General features: G+C 56.1%; 9 protein-coding genes. 3 read left to right on the top strand and 6 right to left on the bottom strand.

Annotation, left to right across the window (positions count from 1 at the left end; genetic code table 11):
- Positions 1–87: 87 nt before the first annotated feature.
- Together NL510_RS11255 and NL510_RS11250 are read right to left on the bottom strand one after the other, a co-directional pair.
- A complete protein-coding gene (locus NL510_RS11255) occupies positions 88–1206 on the bottom strand; it encodes an S-(hydroxymethyl)glutathione dehydrogenase/class III alcohol dehydrogenase (RefSeq protein WP_253384868.1) in 1119 nt (372 codons plus the stop codon).
- A 33-nt stretch (positions 1207–1239) separates the two neighbouring features.
- A complete protein-coding gene (locus tag NL510_RS11250) occupies positions 1240–1515 on the bottom strand; it encodes a metal/formaldehyde-sensitive transcriptional repressor (RefSeq protein WP_253384674.1) in 276 nt (91 codons plus the stop codon).
- 237 nt (positions 1516–1752) lie between these two features.
- On the opposite strand from NL510_RS11250, the gene NL510_RS11245 reads away from it, so the two are divergent.
- Positions 1753–2829, top strand: a complete 1077-nt coding sequence (locus tag NL510_RS11245) for a glycosyltransferase family 9 protein (RefSeq protein WP_253384866.1) — start codon at positions 1753–1755, stop codon at positions 2827–2829.
- Positions 2830–3185: 356 nt separating this feature from the next.
- Positions 3186–3458, top strand: coding sequence for an ElaB/YgaM/YqjD family protein (locus NL510_RS11240; RefSeq protein WP_253384672.1), 273 nt, complete (start codon positions 3186–3188; stop codon positions 3456–3458).
- 65 nt (positions 3459–3523) lie between these two features.
- Here the strand turns inward: NL510_RS11240 and NL510_RS11235 are convergent, their stop codons facing one another.
- The gene (locus NL510_RS11235) at positions 3524–4987 is read right to left on the bottom strand and encodes an EAL domain-containing protein (protein ID WP_253384670.1); all 1464 of its coding nucleotides are present in this window, start codon (positions 4985–4987) and stop codon (positions 3524–3526) included.
- A gap of 323 nt (positions 4988–5310) precedes the next feature.
- Between NL510_RS11235 and NL510_RS11230 the strand changes: the two genes are divergently transcribed.
- A complete protein-coding gene (locus NL510_RS11230; RefSeq protein WP_253384668.1) occupies positions 5311–6195 on the top strand; it encodes a MarR family transcriptional regulator in 885 nt (294 codons plus the stop codon).
- Between the two features lie 36 nt (positions 6196–6231).
- Here NL510_RS11230 and NL510_RS11225 read toward each other — a convergent pair whose 3' ends face one another.
- From NL510_RS11225 to NL510_RS11215, 3 genes are all read right to left on the bottom strand, one after another.
- Positions 6232–7407 carry an HlyD family type I secretion periplasmic adaptor subunit gene (locus NL510_RS11225; RefSeq protein WP_253384665.1) on the bottom strand — a complete coding sequence of 392 codons (1176 nt, stop codon included), beginning with the start codon at positions 7405–7407 and terminating at the stop codon, positions 6232–6234.
- Entirely contained in the window at positions 7404–9584 is a 2181-nt protein-coding gene (locus NL510_RS11220; RefSeq protein WP_253384663.1) for a type I secretion system permease/ATPase, read from the bottom strand. Before NL510_RS11220 ends, NL510_RS11225 begins: the two co-directional genes overlap by 4 nt.
- Before the next feature lie 176 nt (positions 9585–9760).
- The gene (locus NL510_RS11215; RefSeq protein ID WP_253384661.1) at positions 9761–24178 is read right to left on the bottom strand and encodes an Ig-like domain-containing protein; all 14418 of its coding nucleotides are present in this window, start codon (positions 24176–24178) and stop codon (positions 9761–9763) included.
- Positions 24179–24287: the final 109 nt, after the last annotated feature.

The raw sequence follows: 24287 nt of genomic DNA, 5'->3' as shown, positions 1-24287 counted from the left end.
TTGATTACGCCTAAAAGCGCCAGACAGGTCACACTTTGGAGAAGATTATTCAAGAGAGGCCAGCGGCAAAAACCGCTGGCAGAATAATCAGTTGTCGCCGAAATGGATGACGGTACGGATGGATTTCCCTTCGTGCATCAGATCAAACGCTTCGTTAATTTGCGCCAGCGGCAGGCGATGGGTGATGAACGGATCGAGCTGAATGTTGCCGACCATCGCCTCTTCCACCATGCCAGGCAACTGACTACGACCCTTCACGCCACCGAACGCAGAGCCACGCCATACGCGACCGGTCACCAGCTGGAAAGGACGCGTTTTAATCTCCTGACCCGCGCCCGCCACGCCGATGATGATGCTTTCACCCCAGCCCTTGTGGCAGCACTCAAGCGCAGAACGCATCACGTTCACGTTACCAATACATTCAAAGCTGAAGTCCACGCCGCCGTCGGTCAGCTCAACGATGACGTCCTGAACCGGTTTTTCATGATCTTTCGGGTTAACGAAATCGGTCGCCCCCATTTCGCCTGCCAGTTTAAATTTCTCCGGGTTGGTATCTACCGCGATGATACGACCGGCTTTCGCCTGTACCGCGCCCTGGATAACCGCCAGGCCGATCCCGCCGAGACCAAACACCGCCACGGTGTCACCCTCTTTGACCTTCGCCGTGTTGTGCACCGCACCGATGCCGGTGGTCACGCCACAGCCCAGCAGGCAGACTTTGTCCAGCGGGGCCTGCGGGTTTACTTTTGCCAGCGAGATTTCCGCGCAAACGGTATATTCACTAAAAGTACTGGTGCCCATATAGTGATAGATTGGTTCACCGTTATAAGAGAAACGGGTTGTTCCGTCTGGCATCAGGCCTTTACCCTGCGTGGCACGTACCGCCTGACAAAGGTTGGTCTTACCGGATTTACAGAACTTGCACTCGCCACATTCTGCGGTGTACAACGGAATAACGTGATCACCCGGCTTCAGGCTGGTCACGCCCTCGCCCACCTCAACAACGATACCGCCCCCCTCATGGCCCAGCACAGCCGGGAATACGCCTTCCGGGTCGTCACCGGAGAGCGTAAACGCATCGGTATGGCAGACGCCCGTATGGGTAATTTTGACCAGCACTTCGCCTTTCTGCGGGGAGGCTACGTCGATTTCAACAATTTTAAGCGGCTGGCCTGGGCCGAACGCGACTGCTGCGCGAGATTTCATCATGTCTTTTCCCTTGTGGTGAGGTCTGTGAATTTATTTTAGATAAGAGCGCAGCAAATGGCCGACGTCCGCCATCCTGACCGCCCGCTGCGCCGGGGTTGTCTCCCCCGTCACCAGTTCATCTTTGAGGTGAATTTCTACCATTTCCCCCATCAGGCCATTGGCAGCCCCGCGCACGGCGGCAATTTGCTGCAGGATGGCCAGACAGGGTTCCCCCGCTTCCAGCGCACGTTCCAGAGCATCAACCTGGCCCCGAATGCGACGGACGCGGGTCAGAATGCGTTTTTTATCTGCGGGTGAATGGGGCATGCGCCCTCCTCTCAATACTATAGGGGGGTATAGTACCCTGAAAATTATTCGCGTGTATATATTAAGTTTGCCTTGACAATTAACGTCCTGCTCATCATCTGTAAATGTAACGTATAGACATAATATGAGACTTTACAACCCCAAAAACGAGTGCTGGTTAAATGCCAGGGAATGAGGCTACACTCCACCCGGTCCAAAACTGAAGAGGGGCAGTGCGTGATCAGGTGGTTGAAGAAAATGAACAGATCCAAAAACTATGTGCTGAAAAGGGCCAAACTACGGTTAAAACTTAAGCTCTTAAGTACATTGGCGGCGCAGGGCCGTCACCCTGGCGCAGGGGGTGAGATAGACACCAACCACATTATCATCCCCTTTATCGGCAAAGGGATCGGTGATGCGGTCGTCATCGGAGGGATGATTGATACGCTGGTGAAACATAATTTTCGCGTATCGGTGATCGCCGACAAAAGAACCTGGTTTCTGTTCAAAGCGTGGCGCAATCTGCAAGGGTTGTACTTCTACGATCCCGATAACAAAAAACCGCTCGTCACTGCGCTTAAAGGGCTTAACCCCTTTATCTTTGTCGACTCTCATGAGGTGACGCACTCAAACGTCGATTCATTTGATTTGATCAGGCGTGTTAAACCACACAGAACCCTTGGCTTCACCCGTCAATACCGCCTGTACGATGGCGTCATCAACATCAGTCAACCTCTTGCGCACATTAGCACCAGATACATTGACCTGTTAAATTACCTGGGGATCCCAGCGACAGCGTATGCTTACTCTGTGGTCATTCCCGATGAAGACGCCAGCGCGGCCAGGGAGTTCATCCAAAAAACCAGCGATAAAAAGATCATCGCATTTATTCCTTACGGTAGCGTTAGCGAGCGTTTTTTCTCTGATGCACAAATCGACGCTATTCTCTGTCACCTCGCGCACTATGAGAGCACCTTTCACGTGATCATCCTCGGGGAACAGCACAAAATTAATACTATTCCTGACACAGAAAATGTAACCAAAAACATCACCCCATCCTTCTTCTCGGCCGCACAAATCATTAAAGAAAGTGCACTGGTGATTTCCCCCGACACCTCATTCGTACACGTAGCCAGGGCATTTGATAAGAAATTAGTCTGCCTCTATCCCTACAAAATACTGGTCGCGCCAGCAGATAATGCTGACGTCTGGGGACCCAACTACGCCTGCGCCACACAGATTAGGTTAAAAGAGCGACGCGTTATGGATGCGGATATTCAGCCAATACTTCACGTGATTACCGAGCAGTTAGACGCCATCCTGCGCAAAAATTAGCGGTTGAGCGCAGGGCGTGCCGATGGAGATGTGTCCTAAAAATGCTTTTCTTTCGTCGATTTCAGTCTCAAACTTTACTGCCCCCAAAAGCTGGACAGAATAATCGAGGCTCCCGAGAAAGAGTCCATGGGTTCTGAGTTGGTACTCTTATCCCTTAGCACGTTAATGCTTAATTTAGGTAGAATGAGCGATCATTTAATGGAAAAACAATCAGATGATCTCTTATCTATGCCACCTACCGAATACGAAAACTAATATTATCAACGGCTCGGAAGTGTCCAGATTATCCTTGGCGATTCACTTCTCAACTTTGCCAACAGAGGCTATCCTTATAGTGTCTACATAAGGAGGAAGTCATGTCTGATTTTGACACTGATAAAAATGCTGAGTACGCGGGTGACAAAGCGAAAAATAAACTCGATGAACTTGCTGGCTCTGCCCAGCAGCAGTTTGGCGATTTTGTCGATTCACCTAAACATCAGGTTAAAGGCGCAGCAAAAAAATATGCAGCCCAGGCCAGTGACGCGGTTGCCGACGTAACTGAAGCCGTCCGTAATAACCCCCTGTCCGGTTTAATTGCCGCAGGTGCAGTGGGTATTGTTCTGGGTCTGCTCCTGGGACGTAAGTAACGCCAGGCCCTTCGGGGCCTGATCGCGTAGTAATCATCGCGTTACCCTGCCCCCAGCCTGGAGAATTAACTAAACATTCTTACCATACGATCTAACTCTTCTTCTTTTACCGCCTTCGAAAAATAATATCCCTGGAAACTTTTCACTCCCAGCGCGACCAGCTTATCGAATTTTTCCTGGCTATCCACGCCTTCGGCAACACAGTCGCTTCCTGTCATATCACTGTACATTTGTATTGCTTTAATAAGATTATAATCATTATCGTTGGCAACAAAGTGTTCAATAATATCCCGATCGAGCTTCAGGCCGTCAAAGCGAACCTGCCTGACCGGAAACATAACCTGATGATTCGAGAAACAATCGTCCAGAAATAATCTGCACCCCGTGTTGCGTAAACGCTGCATGGTTTCCGGAATCTCTTTGTTTCTCGTCACGTCTATGGTTTCTGCGAATTCGAACACCAGTTTGTCTGCCCACTCAGGTTTGAGTAGCATCTCAATGGCTTTTTTAGCCATTCCTGGTAACGCGTTGCCGGACGCCAGCTGCGGAGGAATATTAACCGAGAAATAATATTTACCGTTATATTTGTTGATGCCGGATACCGCAGCGTGAATCACTAACGCCGTGATCTTTAGCCAAACCTCAACATTTAAAACATCCGATAAAAATTGTACAGGTTTGACGATTTTACCGTTCTGGTTCCATCGCAAAAGAATTTCAAACCCAATAACGCGTTTGCTGGAGTTAGTGATAATTTGATAGACCGGAAAGATATCACGTTTAATTAACGCACTGAAAATTTCCATTTCGCGTTTAGACAGCGTTTCTTTTTCATTATTTCTTCCCCGGATTTTTTCCACTCGCGAGGCGTTAAAATCATTAATCCACGTATGAATCAACTGTAATTTTCGCAGTCCTTCTTTGCGATGAGTATAAATCGTTTTATTCGACAACTCCATTCTTTTACATTGTTCTTGTACGGTCATTCCTCTGAAGTGATTTAATAAAACTTCAAATTCTCTTTTTGTTAAATATTTCATTCCGCTCTTGTAAGCACAGTGAAATGACTCTTTAACCAACGATCTGGAATTATCCCGTAGGATATCCTTCGGGTTCCTGAAGCTATTTTCAATATCTGAAAGGCTGGCAATCTTGACCAGGGATAATTTACTTTTATGGCTAACAAGATTTTCCAGTGTAAAGTACAACCAACTGTCAGGTACTTTTCCATACAACAGTACCGGCCGTATTACCGGCAGCGCATTGAGCAGTCCTGCCAGTTTTTTTAATGTACCGAGCAGGCTCACCGCCTCTCTACCTAAAAACACTGAAATTTCAGCATTTTTATTTAAAATAATCTCATTAACATCCTCATGGGAAACGTCATCTCCTTCAAAGAAGATGCGGGAAGCATTAATCCCCTGCTCTTTAAGCAGCAGTTGATACCCCTGAAAAGTATACGCGCAGGAAGAGATGACATACTTCTGCTTGCCGCAAGCAGTCGCATTAATAGTGTAACTAAGGGCCATTTTCTACTCCTGGCTATGAAGATTTTTTCTGCATAAAAAAAACGGAAGAAAGACGAAAATCAACAATCTCGTTGCAACAACGTTTATTATAAATGTGTTACATACAATCATCTTACAGCACCCCATCAGGTTAATAAATGGTTATCATCAATTTGAGGGTGAACATTTTTGCGTCAATTTCCGCACTCATGCATTCGAGCTATAAATATATGTTTCTTTTCAAATAACGACGGTAAATGGTTGTTTTGCAGGGTATAATAACTTTGCCGAAAAGAAGACTGGATACTTCATTTCATCGGTTCGTTCAATAAAGAGAAAATGCTATGGATAATCACATTTCATCCAGAGCTTTGCTACATCGCAGAGATGTCATCAAAAACAACCCTCGATTTAGCCAGGCGATTAAAGAACATTACGCCATTAATGAAACTATCTATAAAAAACAACCGTTGTTCTACAAGACAATGCTGCAGGAATCGAGATTCAATATTATTCTTTCGATCTGCTGCTTTATCTTTGGCAATCAGGCCGAATCGGTTTCAGAGATAAAAAGCATGTGCGCGAAGTATAAAATTGCGAGTCCCAATAGTGTGATCGCAATCATTACCATACTTCGAACCACGGGACGCATCAAAACATGGCGATGCAGCGAAGACCGACGTAAAACTATCATTGCCCCAACCCAGAAAGGACTTGATGAACTCAAACGCTATATTTCCGGCGCGTTTTTGCCGGTGAGCATTCTGTACCCGGACTTTGACATTGATGTCAGTCTTCTTGACAACGATATTTTGCGCAATAATTTTTTCCGTCGCGCTGCTGAATATCTTTTTCGTGGGCTGACCCTAAAAAAAGTGTTGCCGGAAGTCGAGTTGTTTATTGATAAAGATGGGGGGCGCATGATCATGCTTTATCTTTATCTGCAGGCCAAACAAAATATGAATGCGCACGGGGCGACAATAGAGTATTCACCCGCTACGCTGGCAAAAGAATTTTTCGTTTCACGTATCCATGTCACCAGAATTATCAAAGCGGCACAAGAAGCAGGTTATCTAAAAGACAGAGGTGACGGACGGATGACGATATACCCTGCGTTCTTTGATCTGGTCGAAAATTATGCCGGGTTATATTTCGCCTATGTCACTCATTACATCAATGTTGTCCCTAAGGAACGACGTCCTGTTATCAGCATAACGTCGGTAGTGTAAATACTCTGGCGTTCGGTCTCCCGAACGCCATTTTTTTTATCTTTCCCGCAATGCCTCTTTCGCTTTGTTCAGCGGTTTCAGCAGATAATCAAGGATCGTTTTGCTTCCCGTTTTGATATCCACAGTGGCAATCATGCCCGGAAACACCGGAAACGCTTTACCTTGTTTATTCATAAGATGATTACTGGCGGTACGGATATAGACACGGTAATAATAGACATCTCTTTTGACTTCATCCTGAAGCGTATCGGGTGAAATCATGGTGACTTCCCCTTCCAGACCACCGTAAATGGAGTAGTCATAGGCGGTGATTTTCACCAGCGCTTTTTGCCCGGGATGGATAAAGGCCACGTCGCGCGGGGAGATTTTTGCTTCAATCAGCATTTGATCGTCAAGCGGGACCAGGCTCATCAGTTTGCCATTCGGAGGAATAACCCCCCCCACGGTGGTCACGTCAATATCTTTAACGATTCCGCGTACCGGCGCGTTGAACGTCAGGCGGGTCAGGGAATCTTCACGGCCTTTCATCACTGAACGTTGTGCCTCAATTTCCGCGTTGGCTTTGGCCAGCTCCTCACGGGCGCGGACATAGTACTGATTTTGCATTTCGGTGATTTTACTTTCGAGCTCATTTTTTTGTCGTTCAAGACGTAAAACCTCGACCTTGCTGGCCGCCCCCTGGGTGACCAGCGGGCGCGTTAATGCCAGTTCGCGCTGAACAAGTTCGGCGCCCTGGCGTAAACCGGCCAGCCCTTTGTCGAGGCTGTCCCGACGAGACTGAAAAAGCGCCGTTTCCTGTTTGACCAGCTCGACGTCATCGTCGAGTTCTTCCGGAAAAACCAGCTCCGTGTTGTTTACCTCGGCATTCAGACGCGCGGCAGTCGCCAGCGCCGCGTTCAACCGGGACTCACTCTCCAGCACGCTGGACTCGGTTTTGGTCCTGTCAAGCTGAGCAAGCTGCTGTCCGCGCTCGACGATATCGCCTTCGTGCACCAGCAGGCTGTGGATAATGCCCCCCTCCAGAGACTGGATCACCTGCTCATGAGAAGACGGGATCACCTTGCCACTGCCAGTGGTAACTTCATCTAAATGGAACAGGCTCGCCCAGAGAATAAAGGATGCCAGCACGGCAAACAGCGCCCAGGCTACACGCGTGGAACGCGGCAGTCGCGGCTCCTTCAGGCGGCTGTTAAAACGAGAAAAATCATTCATGCCATACCCTCCTCTGCCGCTGCAGCTGCTTTCATGGTAACAGTACGCTTTGCGGCTTTCTGCGGCGCCATGCCGTGCTTGTTCAGGATGGCGTCACGAGGCCCATCCATCACCACCTTGCCGTTTTCCAGCACGATAATTCGGTCTACCAGCTCAAGGATGGGCAGACGATGCGTAGCAACCACCAGCGTGCGCCGGGTGCCCAGCCACTGTTTAAGATGCTGAATGAACTGCTTTTCGCTCATCTCGTCCAGCCAGGCGGTTGGCTCGTCGAGCAGCAAAATATTCGGTGAAGTGATTAGCGCGCGTGCCAGCAATAATGCCTGACGCTGCCCGCCGGACAGCCCCGCGCCCCCCTCATTGATGATGTAGTTCAGCCCCATTTTCTGCTTGCGCACAAACTCCAGCGCGCCGCTGTTAACCAGCGCCTGGTGGATCTCTTCGTCGGTCGCGAGCGGGTTGCCCATCAGGATATTGTCGCGAACGGAGCCGAAGAACAGCCGCGCCTGCTGGCCGAGTAGCTGCATGTCGCGGCGCACGTCGGCGGTATCGAGATGGTTCAGCGCAATGTCATCCAGCAGGATGCTGCCCTGCTGCGGCTCCTGCATTCCCGCCAGCAGCTGTAGCAACGTGCTCTTACCTGAACCATTGCGGCCCAACACCGCAATGCGCTCTCCGGCGCGGATCTGAAGCTTGCTGATATTCAACACGGTGAGTTTTTCTTCTTCGTCGTACCAGAACCCCACGTCCTCGAGCAGATAGTCCCCGCGCAGATGAGCTTTATGGACCTTCTTGCCCTGCTGCGGATCGTCAATCGGCCGCTGCATCAAATCATCAAGCCCCTTACGCGCCACCTTTGCCGACTGCCAGCGGGACAGCACGCCTGAAATCTGCGACAGAGGCGCAATGGTACGGGAGGCCAGGATGGAGGTGCCCACCAGCGCACCGGTGGTCATGTCGCCGCCGATCACCAGGTAACAGCCCACCAGCAGGACCACCGCGTAAACAATCGACTGCACCTCCTGAGTCCAGGTCAACAGCAATCCGGTTAGCCAGCGCTGCTTCATGCCGACGTTGGCCGCGACGTCATTGGTGTTATTCCACTGATTCTGGAAACGCTGTTCGGCACGCATCAGCTTAATGTCTTCGATGCCCTGCACCGCTTCCACCAGCGTGGCGTTACGAATGGCGGATTCGCGCATCCCTTCGCTGGAGAGTTTCCCCAGCGGGCGCTGCACCAGAAGGCCTGGTATCAGCAGCAGCGGCACGGCGAGCAGTACCACCAGCACCAGCGGGCCGCCAATCATCCACAGGATGAATACAAACAGCAGGAAGAAGGGCAGATCGGAGATCGCCGCAATGGTGGTGGAGGTGATCAGCTCACGCACCGACTCCAGCTCGCGGATCTGCGCGATGAACGACCCCGTCGATTTCGACCGGGCCCCGTTTTTGATGCGTAGCGCGTGCGCAAACACCCGCTCTGAAATGCGCAGGTCGGCGCGTTTACCGACCACATCTGAAATATGTACGCGCAGCATGCGCATAATGAATTCGAAAACGATGGCGATCATCACGCCGCCAAACAGCACCCACAGCGTGGCTTCGGACTGTGATGGCACCACCCGGTCATACACCTGCATCGAAAACACCATTCCGGATAGCGCCAGTACGTTCGCCGCCATTGCGACCAGCATAATATCGCTGTACCGCCGCCAGTCTTTCAGGGCCAACTGCCAGAACCAGTTTTTCTCGTAAGGCTTAATGTAGTCGTCGACACGCGCATCCGGCGTGGATTCCAGCGGACGAAGAACGAAGACGGTTTTTAAACGCGTTCCCAGCGCCTCACGGGTTAGTGTCGTTTCCAGACCACCGTCACCGCTGAACTGTAGGCTGACATTTCCTTCGTTGTCCATGCGGTTAATGACCGCAATTTGCCCTTCGCTAAACTCGGCGAGCAGGGGAAGACGCCACGGATCGAGCGATACCGATTCAGCCGACACCGCCCGTAGACCCAGCCCAAGCTGACGCGCCATCTCCTCCAGCACCAGCTGACGCGCAGACTGGCTTTCATGGTTAATCGTGACGCGAACATGCTCGGCAGAGAAATCCAGCCGGTAGTGCTTTGCGATAACAAGCATGCCCTGTAGCCAGGGTTCGTACTGTGGATGTGTCTTCATAGTGCTACGTCCTGTCCAGTGCGGTAATTTCGCACTGAAATGATACCTTTACGGGATGATTAAAAACCGAACATTACCTAAACGAACCCGCAAAATAATCTTGTGAAATATAGGGTTATGACTCTTCATGTAAAGAAACGAAAACGACCGCGGGGATTGCTCCCCGCGGTACGCTTTTAGGCAATTAACAGTTGATGGTTAGCCAGCAGCGTAGCCAGATCCGTCTGCACGCCGTTCAGCGTCACCAGCGTGGTTGGCGAGAACTGGCCGCCCGAGCCGTCCAGGTCAACCTGGATTTCGGTATTGCTGCCGTTCTGCACCACGCGAATGTAATCGCTGATGTTGCCCGCGCCGCTGTCCAGGGTGGCGACACCGTTCACATAGCTCGCCGAGCCGGTGCCGGTATAACCGCTGCCGGAAAGCAGGTCGCGCAGGTCGATACGGTCAGTGTCCGCCGTGCCTTCCCAGGTCCCGATGGTAAAGCCGTTCACCTGGTCGCTGCCGTTTCCGCCGGTGGCATCCGAAGCGTTGATGAGCTTATAGAGCAACGTATCCTGACCACCGCTGCCAATGTTGAAGGTGTCGTTACCGCCGCGGCCTTCGAACTGGTTATCACCGCTGTTGCCGGTGATCACGTCATCGAAGTCCGAGCCGTTGATGCCCTCAATGTTAAGCAGGCGTGAGGTGCCAAAACCGGTGTCCTGAGCCGTCGACAGTCGCAAATCAACCGTGACGCCAGAGGTCGCATTTCGGTAGTCCACCACGTCCATGCCACCGGTATTACTCCAGGTGTCGTAGTCGGAATGGGTATTCCAGCCGCCGGAGCCGTTATAGGTATAGGTCCCATCCTCCGCGATAAAGGTGTCGTTATACCCGGTACCGGTAAGGGTACCGCTATGGCCGCCGGTTGCCGCTTCGGCGGTAAGGACATAGCCCTCTTTGCCGTTAGCCGCGTCCAGGCCGGTCCAGGTGACGTTATCCGACACGCCATTGGTGATTTTCACGATTTCGGCTGAGTAAGTCTCTTTTGGATCCAGGCCATAGAAACTCACCAACGCAGAGGAATCGTTGTAACCAATACCGGACTGGGCGTTGATGATCTGCGAGGCCACTAGCACGCCCGCGGCGTTATACAGATTGACCGTGTTGCCGTAGTAGGCATTGATGCCTTCACTATCGACAATGTGCAGATGCATTGCGGTGCCGTCAGCAATAGCGTTGCTGTTTTCCATCAGCACAACTTTGCCATTTTGCTGAGAAACCAGCAGATCCTGCGTACCGTCCCAGTTGTAGTCAACTGCGGCAACACCCGTAACGTTCGCAAGACCTGATGCCAGCAGGCTCGAGGTCCAGGTTGAACCGTAGCCATTATTGGTAAACAAGGTCGCCGTTTGCGAGCCGCCATAAGTGCTGAGCTTAACGATGTCCATCTGCCCGTCACCATTCCAGTCTACCGCCACCGACAGATAGCCCGCCGTGGCGTTAGAGGCCTCAACCGCGCTTTTGGTCGCGGTCAACTGGCCTGCACCGTTGTTGTAGTAAATCACCCCGCCGGTATTACCGTAGCTGCTACCCAGATACAGATCCATGTAGCCGTCACCGTTGAAGTCCGCCCACGTCATGGAGGCCGCAGTGGTAGTATTCGCGGCATTAACTACGAACACATTGGTCAGATTCTGACCGATGGAAAGCGTACCGTCGCCGTTGTTGTTCAGGACGGTAAGCGAGTACGCGTTGCCGCTGCGGTTGGTATGCTGAATAAGATCCACGGTGCCATCGTTATTGATGTCGACACTAGACACTTCGCGTCCGGTCACAAACTGTCCATTAAAGCCCCCCATCCCTGATACGCCATCCGCCGTCATGGTGCCATTGTTATTCACTAAATAAGCCGGACTGTCCCACCCTGCATCGCCATAAGCCAGATCAAGGTAACCATCACCCGTTTTGTCGTACGCAACCACGCCACCGTACCAGATCGGCGCACCAAAGAGCTGCTGACGACCAACGTAGGAGCTACCATCGTAGGTCCACATCACCTGGGTATTACCAGCATATCCCGTTTCCGTAGCGAATACGTCCTGAGTGCCGTTACGATCGAAATCGATCGCGGTTTGGCTCACCACGAAGTAACCTCGCGTATTGGTCAGCGCATTCGCGTTATAGGTCGAATCATCGCTACTCGAGTAAGATTGTCCGTTGGCTATGATATTCCACAGGCCGCTGCTGTTTGTCCCCACCGTCATGGTCGAGTTGTTGTTGTTCCCCGCCGTGGTCGCCCAGTCGGTATTCACCGAGGTGGTGTCGATCGTCAGGCTGCCGGTCGCCGTGCCGGTGGTATTGCCGTTGCCCGCGCTGCTTTTCACCTGCGCCGTCACATCGTAACTCGCCACGCCAAGCGCATCACTGTCTGGGATCTGTAAATACCAGGTGTTGTGGTTAGGATCGACCACCACCGCGCCACCTGTCTGCGAGGTGTAGGTTTTGCCATTCACAATCACCACCAGGTATTCCCCGTTTACCAGGTCCGCTGACACCGTACCGTTGATAATCGGCGTGGTATCCGAGGTGGTCTGGGCGGTAATCGCCGCCGTGGTGGTTGGAATGCTGGTATCCACATTTAATACGAAACCATCGGACTCGGTGTAGTTCCCGGCCTTATCTGTCACGCGCAGAATGTAGGTGTGATTCCCGTCAAGCAGGCCGTTATCCTGGAATGACCAACTGGCGCTGCCGTTCATCGTCACTTGCCCCAGCAGAAGCCCGTCGCGATAGAGCTGCACAATCTCACCCTCGTCCGGGGCGCGGTTAAGCGTACCGTTGATAAGAGGAGAGTCATCATCCGTGGCAACCGTGGAACCAAAGATCCCCTGACGCTCACCCTCGCCGTCGGTGTAACTGACAACGGTACCCACCGTAGAAGGCGCCGTGGTATCTACCGTCACCACCTGCGAGGATGTAGAACCGACGTTACCGGCCTGATCGATGATCCGCACCTGGTAGGTATAATCACCGTCAGCCAGCTCACGGGTGTCGACGTAGCTCCAGCGCAGGTTGTTTACGCTGGCATCAACCCAGCTATTGCCGCCGTCCAGACTGATCTGCACACGTTCGTCACTGGCCAGCGCGCTTCCGAGCGAGCCATTCACCGTTAGCGTGGTATCCATAGTGATGAAATCACTGCTGGATTGCCCGGTATCTTCGCTGATGCTGTCAATGGTGATGCCATACTGCGGTGCCTGAGTATCTACCGTCACCGCTTGTGACGTCGTTGCCCCAACGTTACCCGCCTGATCGATCACCCGCACCTGATAGTTGTAGCTACCATCGGTCAGTGTACGGGTATCGTTATAGCTCCACTGAGTACCGTTCACGGTGGCGTAAACCCAGGTCGTGCCACCGTCCATGCTGACCTGGACATATTCACCAGAGCCGAGTTCAGCACCCAGCGTACCGTTCAGCGTGTAGGACGTTGAGCTGGTCAGGAAGTCGTTATTGTCGAAGCCGGTATCCACGGCGATGTTATCCACCGTCACCGTAATAGCCGCATCTGGCGCAACGGTATCAACGGTCACCCGTTGCTGCGTGTTTGACCCCACATTGCCTGCGGCATCCACCACACGTACGTAATAGGTATAGCTACCGTTATCCAGCGTACGCCCATCAACGTAGAACCAGCTGTTGCCAGTGACGTTAACGTTTTGCCAGGTCACGCCGCCATCGACGCTGATTTGCGCATACTCATCGTCTGCCAGCGTCGCGCCCAGCGAGCCGTGGACCGTCAGCGACGTATCGTTGGTGATAAAGTCGCTGCTGCTCAGGCCGGTATCGTCGCTGATGCTGTCAATTGAGATAGTTTTGCTGGCGTCCGGCGCAACGGTATCAATGGTCACCACCTGGCTTGCGGTGGCGCTGATATTGCCCGCATCGTCAATCACCCGCAGCTGATAGTTGTAATCCCCATCGGCCAGGGGACGGCCATCGACATAGGTCCAGCTCAGGCCACTGACGCTCACGTTGGTCCAGGTTACACCGCCATCGAGGCTTATCTGTGCATGGTCGCCGTTATCCAACGCCGCGCCAAGCGTTCCTTTCAGGCTGATCTGGTTGTCGCTGGTGATAAAATCACCGTCTGACAGACCGGTATCCTGGGTCACGGAATCCACGGTAATGGTGGTGGATGCTGGAGCGGTGAGATCAATCACCACGTCCTGGCTGGCCGTTGCCCCCACGTTCCCGGCATTGTCGATAACGCGGACCTGGTACTGATAGGTCCCGTCGGTCAACGTGCGACCGTCGGTATAACGCCAGCTGGCGCCGGTGACGGTCAGGTCATTCCAGGTCGACCCGCCGTCAAGGCTGATCTGCGCTTTCTCGTTATTGCCGAGCTGCGCGGTCAGGGAACCATTCAACACCACCTGACCGTCCTGAGTAATGAAATCACTCGCGCTCAGGCCGGTGTCGTTTTGCAGAGAGTCAATGCTGATCCCCATGGCCGGCGGCGTCAGATCCACGTTGATTGTGCGATCGGCGCTGATGCCGTTGCCGATGGTGTTACTCACCTGCGCATTAATCACATATGCGCCGCCATCTGCCAGGGCCATCACGTCCGCGCTGCCGAGCGTCGTGCTCCAGGTACCGTCGTTCTGTACCGTAGTGGTGTAGGTTTTCCCGTTCAGCGTAAGGGTTACGGTCTGGCCCGCAGGCGCGTCGGTGGTGCCACTGACAACCAGCGGCGTGCCGTGCTCGGCCCCGTTCACAATGTCATCTTCAGCAAAGGTATTGATGGCGATCGTCGGAACATCACCGTTCAGGGTCACCTCATGCGTGGCACTACCCGGGTTACCCGCCTTATCGTTAACCGTTGCGGTAATGGTGTAATCGCCGTCGGTCAGACCGAGGAAATCGCGACCTGGTACAAACACGGACCAGGAACCGTCCTCCGCAACGCTCGCCTCATAGCGATGGCCGTTGAAGGAAACGGTGACCGTCTGCCCCTGTTCTGCCGTGGTCGTGCCCCTGATGGTCTGGCCCGCCAGTTGCTCCACGTTATTGACGATATCGTCATCGGCCACGGTGCTAATGGTGACGGTTGGCGCCAGGGTGTCCACCGTTAAGGTGTGAGTGGTACTGCCCGGGTTACCCGCTTTATCAGTAACGGAGGCTGTCACTGTCAGCGCGCCTTCGCTCAGCGAGGCGAGGTCCGCAGGCGGCACGTCCAGCGTCCAGGTGCCGTCATTCGACACCGTCGTGGTGTAGTTTTTACCGCCCAGGGTTACGGTGACGGTCTGGCCTGCTTCCGCGCTGGACGAGCCGTGTACGGTCAGCGGCTGCTGGGCTTCTGCCGCATTGAGTACATCGTCGCCGGAGAGCGTATTGACGCCGATCGTAGGCGCGGTGGTATCCACGCTGATGTCACGTGTGGCCGAAGCGCTGTTACCTGCGCTGTCCTGCGCAGAAACGGCGACCTGATAGCTCGCGCCATCGGCCAGTGCGCCCACGTCAGCCGCCGGAACGGTGGTGGTCCAGGAGCCGTCGCTCTGAACGGTTGCCGTATAGCTTTTGCCATTCAGGGTGACGGTGACCTGCGTGCCGCTGGCAAACTGCGCGCTCGACCCGCTAATCACCAGCGCGTTGCCCGCTTCTGCAGCGTTAATCACATCATCACCCCTCAGGGTATTTACGGACAGCGCTACAGAGGCGGTATTGACCAGCACGTCGTGCGTCGCGGTACTGCTGTTACCCGCGCTGTCGGTGAGGGTGGCGCTGACGGTGACCGTACCGTCCTGCAGCGCAGAGATCACGCTGGCCGGTACGCCCACGCTCCAGTTGCCGGAGGCGTCAACGGTGGTGGTGTACTGCTGGGATCCAATGGTCATCACCAGCTTGTCGCCAACGGCCGCGCCGGTCGCGGAGCCGCTGACGATCTGCGCCTGCGCGTGTTCCACGCTGTTGATGACGTTATCGCCCGCGACGGTGTTAAACGTAATCACCGGCGGCGTGGTGTCCAGGGCAATCGCTTTACTGCCGCTACCCGGGTTCCCGGCCGCATCGCTGACGCTGACCTGCACGCTGTAACCGTTATCGGCCAGCGCAGTGAGATCGGCGGCTGGCACATTAACGCTCCAGACGCCGCCCAACTGAACCTGGGCACTGTAGCTCTGGCCACCGAGGGTAACCGTTACCATCTGGCCGACTTCTGCCGTCGTGGTGCCGGAAACCGTTACGCCTGCCGCCGCTTCACTGCTGTTGATCACATTGTCGCCTGCCACCGTATCAATGGTGACGGACGGCGCGGTGGTATTCACGCTGTACTCACGGCCCGCCGACGCGCTGTTACCGTTCACGTTGGTCACGCTCGCCTGCACGCTGGCATCACCGTCTTTCAGGTTCGCCAGGTCTGCAGACGGCACGGTGGTGGTCCAGGTGCCGCTCTCATCCACGGTGGCGGTATACGTTTTGCCGCCGAAGATGACGGTAACGGTCTGGTTCGCTTCCACATTTGAAGTCGAGCCAGAGAGCACCAGATCCTGGCCCTTCTCCGCTGCGTTGATCACGTCGTCGCCAGAGATGGCGTTGATGCTGATTGCCACGTCCGCCAGATCGACGGTCACGTCATGGCTGATGGCAACCGGGTTGCCCGCCGTGCTGTTGCCCGTGACGCTGATGTTCACGGTGCCTTCTGGCCACGCGCTCACGTCTGCAGCCGGGATCGCCGCACTCCAGGTACCGCCCGCCAGTACCGTTGCCGCATAGTCTTTGCCGTTGACGGTCACGGTCAGCGTCGTGCCCGCACTGAGGCCCTCGCTGGAGCCGGTAATGATCAGGTTCTGTGCGTGCTCGATGCTGTTGATCACATCGTCGCCCGCCACGGTATCTACGCGCAGGCCCGGCAGGTTAGCGTCGATGGTTATCTCACGTTCGCCCGTACCGGTGTTGCCCACGCCGTTGGTGACAGAGGCTGACACGGTCAGGTCGCCATTACCCAGCGCGGTTAATACCGCCGCCGGGACGTTGACCGACCAGCTCAGGTCATCCTGCACCGTGGCGGTGTAGGTATTGCCGCCGATGGTCACGGTGACGGTGTTGCCCGCCTGCGCGTTCGTTACGCTACCGCTCAGGGTCTGGCCCGCCGCCGCTTCCGCCGCATTCACCACATCGTCGCCCGCGATGGCGTTGAGGGTCACCACCGGCAGCGCCGTATCGACCAGCAGGGTCGCGGTGTTGCTGATGCTGTTGCCCACGTTGTTGGTGGCCGTCGCGCTCAGGGTGTAGCTGGCTTCACCGAGGCCCGCCAGATCCGCTGCCGGCACCGTCAGGCTCCAGTTGCCGCCCGCCGAGGTGGTGGCGGTGTAGTTTTTACCGTTCAGGGTCACGGTCACCAGCGTGCCTTCAGACAGGTTGGCGCTGGTCCCGCTCACGCTCAGATCCTGGCCTTTCTCCACCGCGTTCAGCACGTTATCGCTGCTGATGGCATCGAAGCCCACGGATGGCAGACCGGTATCCACGGTCACGTCGTGCGTGCCGGTGCCGGTGTTGCCCGCCGCGTCGGTGATGCTGACGCTGACGGTTTCGGTTCCGTCCTGCAGCGCAGAGATCACGCTGGCCGGTACGCCCACGCTCCAGTTGCCGGAGGCGTCCAGCACGGTGGTAAACGACTGGCCGCCCACGGTGACGGTGACCTTATCCCCCGCTGCCGCGCCGGTCGCCGAACCGCTGACGATCTGCGCCTGGCCGTGTTCCGTCAGGTTAATCACGTCATCGCCCGCCACGGTGTTGATGGTCACCGACGGAACGGTAGTATCGACCACCAGATTGTGGTCAACCAAGGCCGGGTTGCCCGCTTTGTCGCTGACGGAGGCGGTCACGGTAACCGTGCCGTCGGTCAGGGCCGCCAGGTCTGCCGCCGGGACGTTCAGCGTCCAGGCACCGTCTGCGCTTACCGTCGCAGTGTAGTCTTTGCCGTTCAGCGTTACGGTAACCGTCTGCCCCGCCTCTGCGGTGCTGGTGCCGGTGACGGTCAGGTCAGACTGCGCCCCGGTGGCGTTGAGGATGTCGTCTGCCGCAAGGGTGTTAATGGTGACGGACGGCGCGGTCGCATCCACGTTGTACTCACGGCCCGCCGACGCGCTGTTACCGTTCACGTTGGTCACGCTCGCCTGCACGCTGGCATCACCGTCTTTCAGGTTCGCCAGGTCTGCAGACGGCACGGTGGTGGTCCAGGTGCCGCTCTCATCCACGGTGGCGGTATACGTTTTGCCGCCGAAGATGACGGTAACGGTCTGGTTCGCTTCCACATTTGAAGTCGAGCCAGAGAGCACCAGATCCTGGCCCTTCTCCGCTGCGTTGATCACGTCGTCGCCAGAGATGGCGTTGATGCTGATTGCCACGTCCGCCAGATCGACGGTCACGTCATGGCTGATGGCGACCGGGTTGCCCGCCGTGCTGTTGCCCGTGACGCTGATGTTCACGGTGCCTTCTGGCCACGCGCTCACGTCTGCAGCCGGGATCGCCGCACTCCAGGTACCGCCCGCCAGTACCGTTGCCGCATAGTCTTTGCCGTTGACGGTCACGGTCAGCGTCGTGCCCGCACTGAGGCCCTCGCTGGAGCCGGTAATGATCAGGTTCTGTGCGTGCTCGATGCTGTTGATCACATCGTCGCCCGCCACGGTATCTACGCGCAGGCCCGGCAGGTTAGCGTCGATGGTTATCTCACGTTCGCCCGTACCGGTGTTGCCCACGCCGTTGGTGACAGAGGCTGACACGGTCAGGTCGCCGTTACCCAGCGCGGTTAATACCGCCGCCGGGACGTTGACCGACCAGCTCAGGTCATCCTGCACCGTGGCGGTGTAGGTATTGCCGCCGATGGTCACGGTGACGGTGTTGCCCGCCTGCGCGTTCGTTACGCTACCGCTCAGGGTCTGGCCCGCCGCCGCTTCCGCCGCATTCACCACATCGTCGCCCGCGATGGCGTTGAGGGTCACGCCAGGCAGAACGGACTCTACGTTTACCCTGTGCGTGGCGCTGGTGCTGTTGCCGACGCTGTCGGTTGCTGACGCCGTAATGTCATACAGGGCTTCGCCAAGCGATCCAACCTGCTCAGCAGGTACCGTCGTCGTCCACTGCCCATTGTCACCCACCGTTGCGCTGTAGGCTTTGCCGTTCAGCATCACGGTGACAACCGCGCCAGCCGCAAGGCCGGTCGCTGTTCCGCTGATGGTCAGATCCTGCGTTTTCTCAATGTTGTTAATAACATCGTCGCCGGAAACGGTGTTGATGGTCAGCACCGGTGCCGTGAGGTTCACTTCCACGTTGTGGGTGGCGCTGTTGCTGTTACCTGCTTTATCGGTCAGTGCGGCAGTAAGAGTGTGTTCACCCGCGATCAGGCCGCTTACGTCCGCTGCCGGCACGCCCACGCGCCAGTTGCCGGAGGCGTCCAGCGTGGCGGTGTACTCTTTGCCGTTGAGGGTGACGGTGATGGCATCCCCCGCCGCGGCACCGGTGACAGAGCCGCTGACAATCAGTGCCTGGCCGTGCTCGGTGCTGTTGATCACGTCATCACCGGAGACGGTATCGATGGAGATTTGCGGTACGGTGATGTCGACCAGCACGTCGCGAGCCGTGGAGGCCGGGTTACCTGCTTTATCGCTGACGGAAGCCGTTACGCTAACCGTGCCGTCGGTCAGAGCGGCGAGATCGGCGGCCGGAACGTCCAGCGTCCAGTTGCCGTCTGCGCCCACGGTGGTGGTGTAATTCACCCCGTTCAGGGTCACCGTCACCACCTGTCCCGCTTCAGCATTGCTCGTTCCGTTAATGGTCAGATCCGCCTGCGCTTCTGCCGCATTAAGGATGTTGTCATCGCTGATGATGTCGATAACCAGGTTCGGCACGCTCGCATCCACGCTGTACTCACGGCCCGCCGACGCGCTGTTACCGTTCACGTTGGTCACGCTCGCCTGCACGCTGGCATCACCGTCTTTCAGGTTCGCCAGGTCTGCAGACGGCACGGTGGTGGTCCAGGTGCCGCTCTCATCCACGGTGGCGGTATACGTTTTGCCGCCGAAGATGACGGTAACGGTCTGGTTCGCTTCCACATTTGAAGTCGAGCCAGAGAGCACCAGATCCTGGCCCTTCTCCGCTGCGTTGATCACGTCGTCGCCAGAGATGGCGTTGATGCTGATTGCCACGTCCGCCAGATCGACGGTCACGTCATGGCTGATGGCGACCGGGTTGCCCGCCGTGCTGTTGCCCGTGACGCTGATGTTCACGGTGCCTTCTGGCCACGCGCTCACGTCTGCAGCCGGGATCGCCGCACTCCAGGTACCGCCCGCCAGTACCGTTGCCGCATAGTCTTTGCCGTTGACGGTGACGGTCAGCGTCGTGCCCGCACTGAGGCCCTCGCTGGAGCCAGTAATGATCAGGTTCTGTGCGTGCTCGATGCTGTTGATCACATCGTCGCCCGCCACGGTATCTACGCGCAGGCCCGGCAGGTTAGCGTCGATGGTTATCTCACGTTCGCCCGTACCGGTGTTGCCCACGCCGTTGGTGACAGAGGCTGACACGGTCAGGTCGCCGTTACCCAGCGCGGTTAATACCGCCGCCGGGACGTTGACCGACCAGCTCAGGTCATCCTGCACCGTGGCGGTGTAGGTATTGCCGCCGATGGTCACGGTGACGGTGTTGCCCGCCTGCGCGTTCGTTACGCTACCGCTCAGGGTCTGGCCCGCCGCCGCTTCCGCCGCATTCACCACATCGTCGCCCGCGATGGCGTTGAGGGTCACCACCGGCAGTGAGCTGTCGACCAGAATATCGTGGGTGGTGCTGCTGCTGTTGCCCACACTGTCGGTGACGCTGGCCGCCACGCTGTAGCGGGCCTCGCCCAGGACACTGACCGCCGAAGCGGGAACCGTCACGCTCCAGTTGCCGTCTGCGCCGGTAATGGCGGTGTAATTGATGCCGTTCAGGCTCACCGTCACGGTGGTGCCTTGCGGCTGGTTGCTGGTGCCGGAGAGCAGCAGATCTTCGCCTTTCTCGGTGGCGTTGATCACGTCGTCCACCGCCAGTGTGTTGATGGCAATCTGTGGATTCTGCGTATTAACAACCACGTCCAGTGTATTGCTGCCCGTATTGCCAGAGGCATCGGTCACGGAGACGCCAACGGTCCAGGTCCCGTCCGCCAGGCCCTGAATCACGGACGCAGGAAGGCCGAGGCTCCAGTTGCCCGCGGCGTCCACCACCGTGGTGTAGTCAACGTTATTGATGGTGATGGTCACCGCATCACCTGCTGCGGCACCGGTGACGGAACCGCTCAGGATCTGCGCCTGAGAATGGGCAATCTGGTTTACGGTGTTAGTGTCGGTGACAAAATCGTTAATGGTCACCTGCGGAACCGTGGCATCGACCAGCCCAATGCGCTCCGCGCTGCTGGTGTTACCTGCCACGTCGCTCACGGTTGCCGTCACCGTCACGGTGCCGTCTGCCAGTGCGCCAACGTCGGCTGCCGGTACGCTCAACTGCCAGCGACCGTCCGCCATGACGGTGGTCTGGTACGTTTTGCCGTTCAGGGTGACGGAGACGGTCTGTCCCGCTTCGGCATTGCTGCTGCCGCTTATCAGCAGGTCCTGCTGGGCTTCGGCCGCATTGATGATGTTGTCGTCGGACAGGTTATCGAGCGTGATGGTCGGCGCTTGCGTATCCACGATGACCACGCGCGACGCATCGGCGCTGTTACCGTTGACGTTAGTGACGCTGACGCTCACCTGCGCGCGTCCGTCAATCAGGGTTTCCATGGCGCTGGCCGGAACGCTCAGGCTCCAGGCGCCGTCCTGCTGTACCTGGGCGGTAAAGGTCTGGTCGGCAAATTTCACCACCACGGTCTGGCCTGCTTCCACTCCCTGGGTCTGGCCCGACAGCGTGACATCCGCCCCTTTTTCCGCCGCGTTCAGCATGTCGTCGCTGCTGACGGTATCGATGGTGACGGCTACCGTATTAACATCCAGCTCAATCGGATGCTCAGCGGCAACGGCATTGCCCCACGCATCTTGCGCGCCTACGTGAACGGTGATCTCACCCGCCGTCCAGGCCTTCAGGTCGGACGCAGGCACACCGATTTGCCAGGTGCCGTTGGCGTTAACCACGGCGGCATAATCGACATTGTTGATAGTGACGGTAACCTGAGTGCCTTCGGCCAGATGGGTGCTGAAGCCGGTTACGGTCAGATCCTGCTGCTGTTCGATGGCGTTGATGACGTCATCGCCAGAGACAGTGTTTACGCGCAGTCCAGGAAGCTCGGCGTTAATATTGATGTCACGCTCACCGGTCCCGGTATTGCCGTGCACATTGGTAACAGAAGCCGTGAAGGTTAAATCGCCATCGCCAAACGCACGCAGATCCACAGTCGGGATCGTTACGCTCCAGGTCAGATCGCTGCCTACGGTTGCCGTGTAGCTCTTGCCGCCTACCAGAACAGATACGGTGTCACCCGCTGCCGCGCCGGTCACCCGTCCGCTGAGGGTTTGATCAACGGCCACTTCTGCATTGTTCACCAGGTTGTCCCCGGCAAAGGTGTTGATAATCACCTGCGGCAGCACGGTATCAACCAGCAGGCTGGCGTTGGCAGAGCCGCTATTGCCCACGCTGTCCGTGCCGCTCACGCTGATGGTGTACAGCGTATTCGCCAGATTCAGAACGTCCGAAACCGGCACCAGGACAGACCAGGTGCCGTTAGCGACGGTGGCGTGATAGCTGACATTATTCAGCGTCACGGTGACTGCGCTGCCGTCCGGCAGATTGCTGGTCCCGGTGAGGCTCAGGGGTTGCATCGCCTCTTGGGCATTCAGCACGTTATCCTGGCTAATGGCATCAATCGTAAATTCCGGCGGGCGGCCGCTTACGGTAATGTCGTGCGTCGCGTTCCCGGTATTGCCTGCGGCATCGGTAACGGAAACAGAAATGCTGTGATTACCCTCGCCCAGCGCGCTGACCACAGACGCAGGCACGCCAACGCTCCAGTTGCCGTCCGCCTGGACAACGCTGGTGTAAGTCTGGCCACCAACGCTAACCGTTACCACATCTCCGGGCGCTGCGCCCTTCGCCTGGCCGGAAATAATCTGCGCCTGGTTTTGCTCGCTGGTGTTGAGGATGTTATCCCCCGCCACGGTATTGATCGATACCACTGGCGCGGCGGTATCAACGGTGAAATCGGCGGTGGCTGAAGAACCATTTCCCGCTTTGTCGCTGACGTTCACCGTCAGGGTATGATTACCGTTAGCCAGCGCCTGCACGTCACTGGCAGGCAGGGTCACGGACCATTTGCCATCGCTTGCGACCGTGGCAGTATGATTTTTACCGTTCAGGGTCACGGTAACAATCTGGCCTGCTTGCGCATCAGTTTTGCCGCTGAGGGTTAAGCTCTGATTGTGCTCTGCGGCATTGATGATGTTGTCCTGGGCAAGGGTATCGACAGAAATTGTCGGTGCCGTGGTGTCAACACCGAGCGTCTGGCTGGCGCTCACGGTATTGCCCGCAGCGTCTTTACCGCTCACGTTAACCGTCCAGGTACCGTCAGCCAGCGCCTTTGCGTCGGACGCCGGGACTTTTACGCTCCAGGCGCCGTTTGCCCCCGCTTCTGCGCGATAGGATTTGCCGTTCAGCGTGACGGTCAGCTCAGTGCCCTGCGCCAGATTTTTACTGGCGCCGGAGAGCGTAAAGCCTGCAGCTTGTTCGCTGGCGTTGACAACGTTATCGCCTGCGGTGGTGGCGAGCGTAACGGTAGCGTCAGCGGTGGAAACGGTCACGGTGATGCTGCCTGCGGCAGTGGTTTTACTGCCGTCGATTTGCACCACGGACCAGGTATGCTCCCCGTCCTTCTGGGTCGGCAATTTCACCGTCCATGCGCCATCCTTGCCGACCATGGTGCTGGCAATGGTGCTGCCGCTGCTGTCCTTAACCTGAATGGTCGCGCCCGGCTGCCCCGTACCGCTAAATGTTGGGGTGTTGTCATCCGTGATCTCTTTCGCACTCAGCAGCCCCTGCTTGTCACCTGCGTTGTCCGTGACCATAAAGGTCGGCTTCGCGCTCTCAACCTCTTTGGTGTTATCAATCACCTGGGTTTTGGTTTCGCCATCATTGCCGTTTGCCAGCAGCGCGCCAATGGCGCCGCCGCCTAATGCCGCCCCCGCAATCCATCCCCATGGCGCATCGTCTAAAATGCTGCCCTGCTCCATGAACGGTTCAATACTGCTGATCGGTGTGACCTGCGCGGTTAATTCGCTACCCGCAACGCCGGAGGCTTCCCCGGCATCGGCGAATGAAACATGAGTCAGTTCCTGATTATCGTTAAACACCAGTTCAGACTGGTTATGCGTTTCAGTATCTTCTACGAAATAATTATTGCAGCGAATAACGCTGCCATCTTTCATATAGATGAGAAGATCTTTACCCTGGCGCACATAACGCACCACATCCTGAGCAGAACCCTGGATTTCAATCACACTCGGCGATGAAATAGAGACCGACAAATTACCCTCGCCGGTTAATTTCGTTTTCTCCGCCGTTTTGCGAACGATGACATCAACAACTTTTGCATTACTCATATTCTACTCCTTGCAGGTGCACGAATTCCTGTGGATATATCCAGCAGATGGATATAGCTATCCCTGGGAAAGAATCACCCATTATTGTCAGACTTATTTCGCGCAGAAA

This window comes from unidentified bacterial endosymbiont (assembly GCF_918797525.1).
Lineage (GTDB): Bacteria > Pseudomonadota > Gammaproteobacteria > Enterobacterales > Enterobacteriaceae > Enterobacter.
Note: the sequence above shows the minus strand (reverse complement) of the source record. Positions and strands in the feature narration are given on the sequence as shown.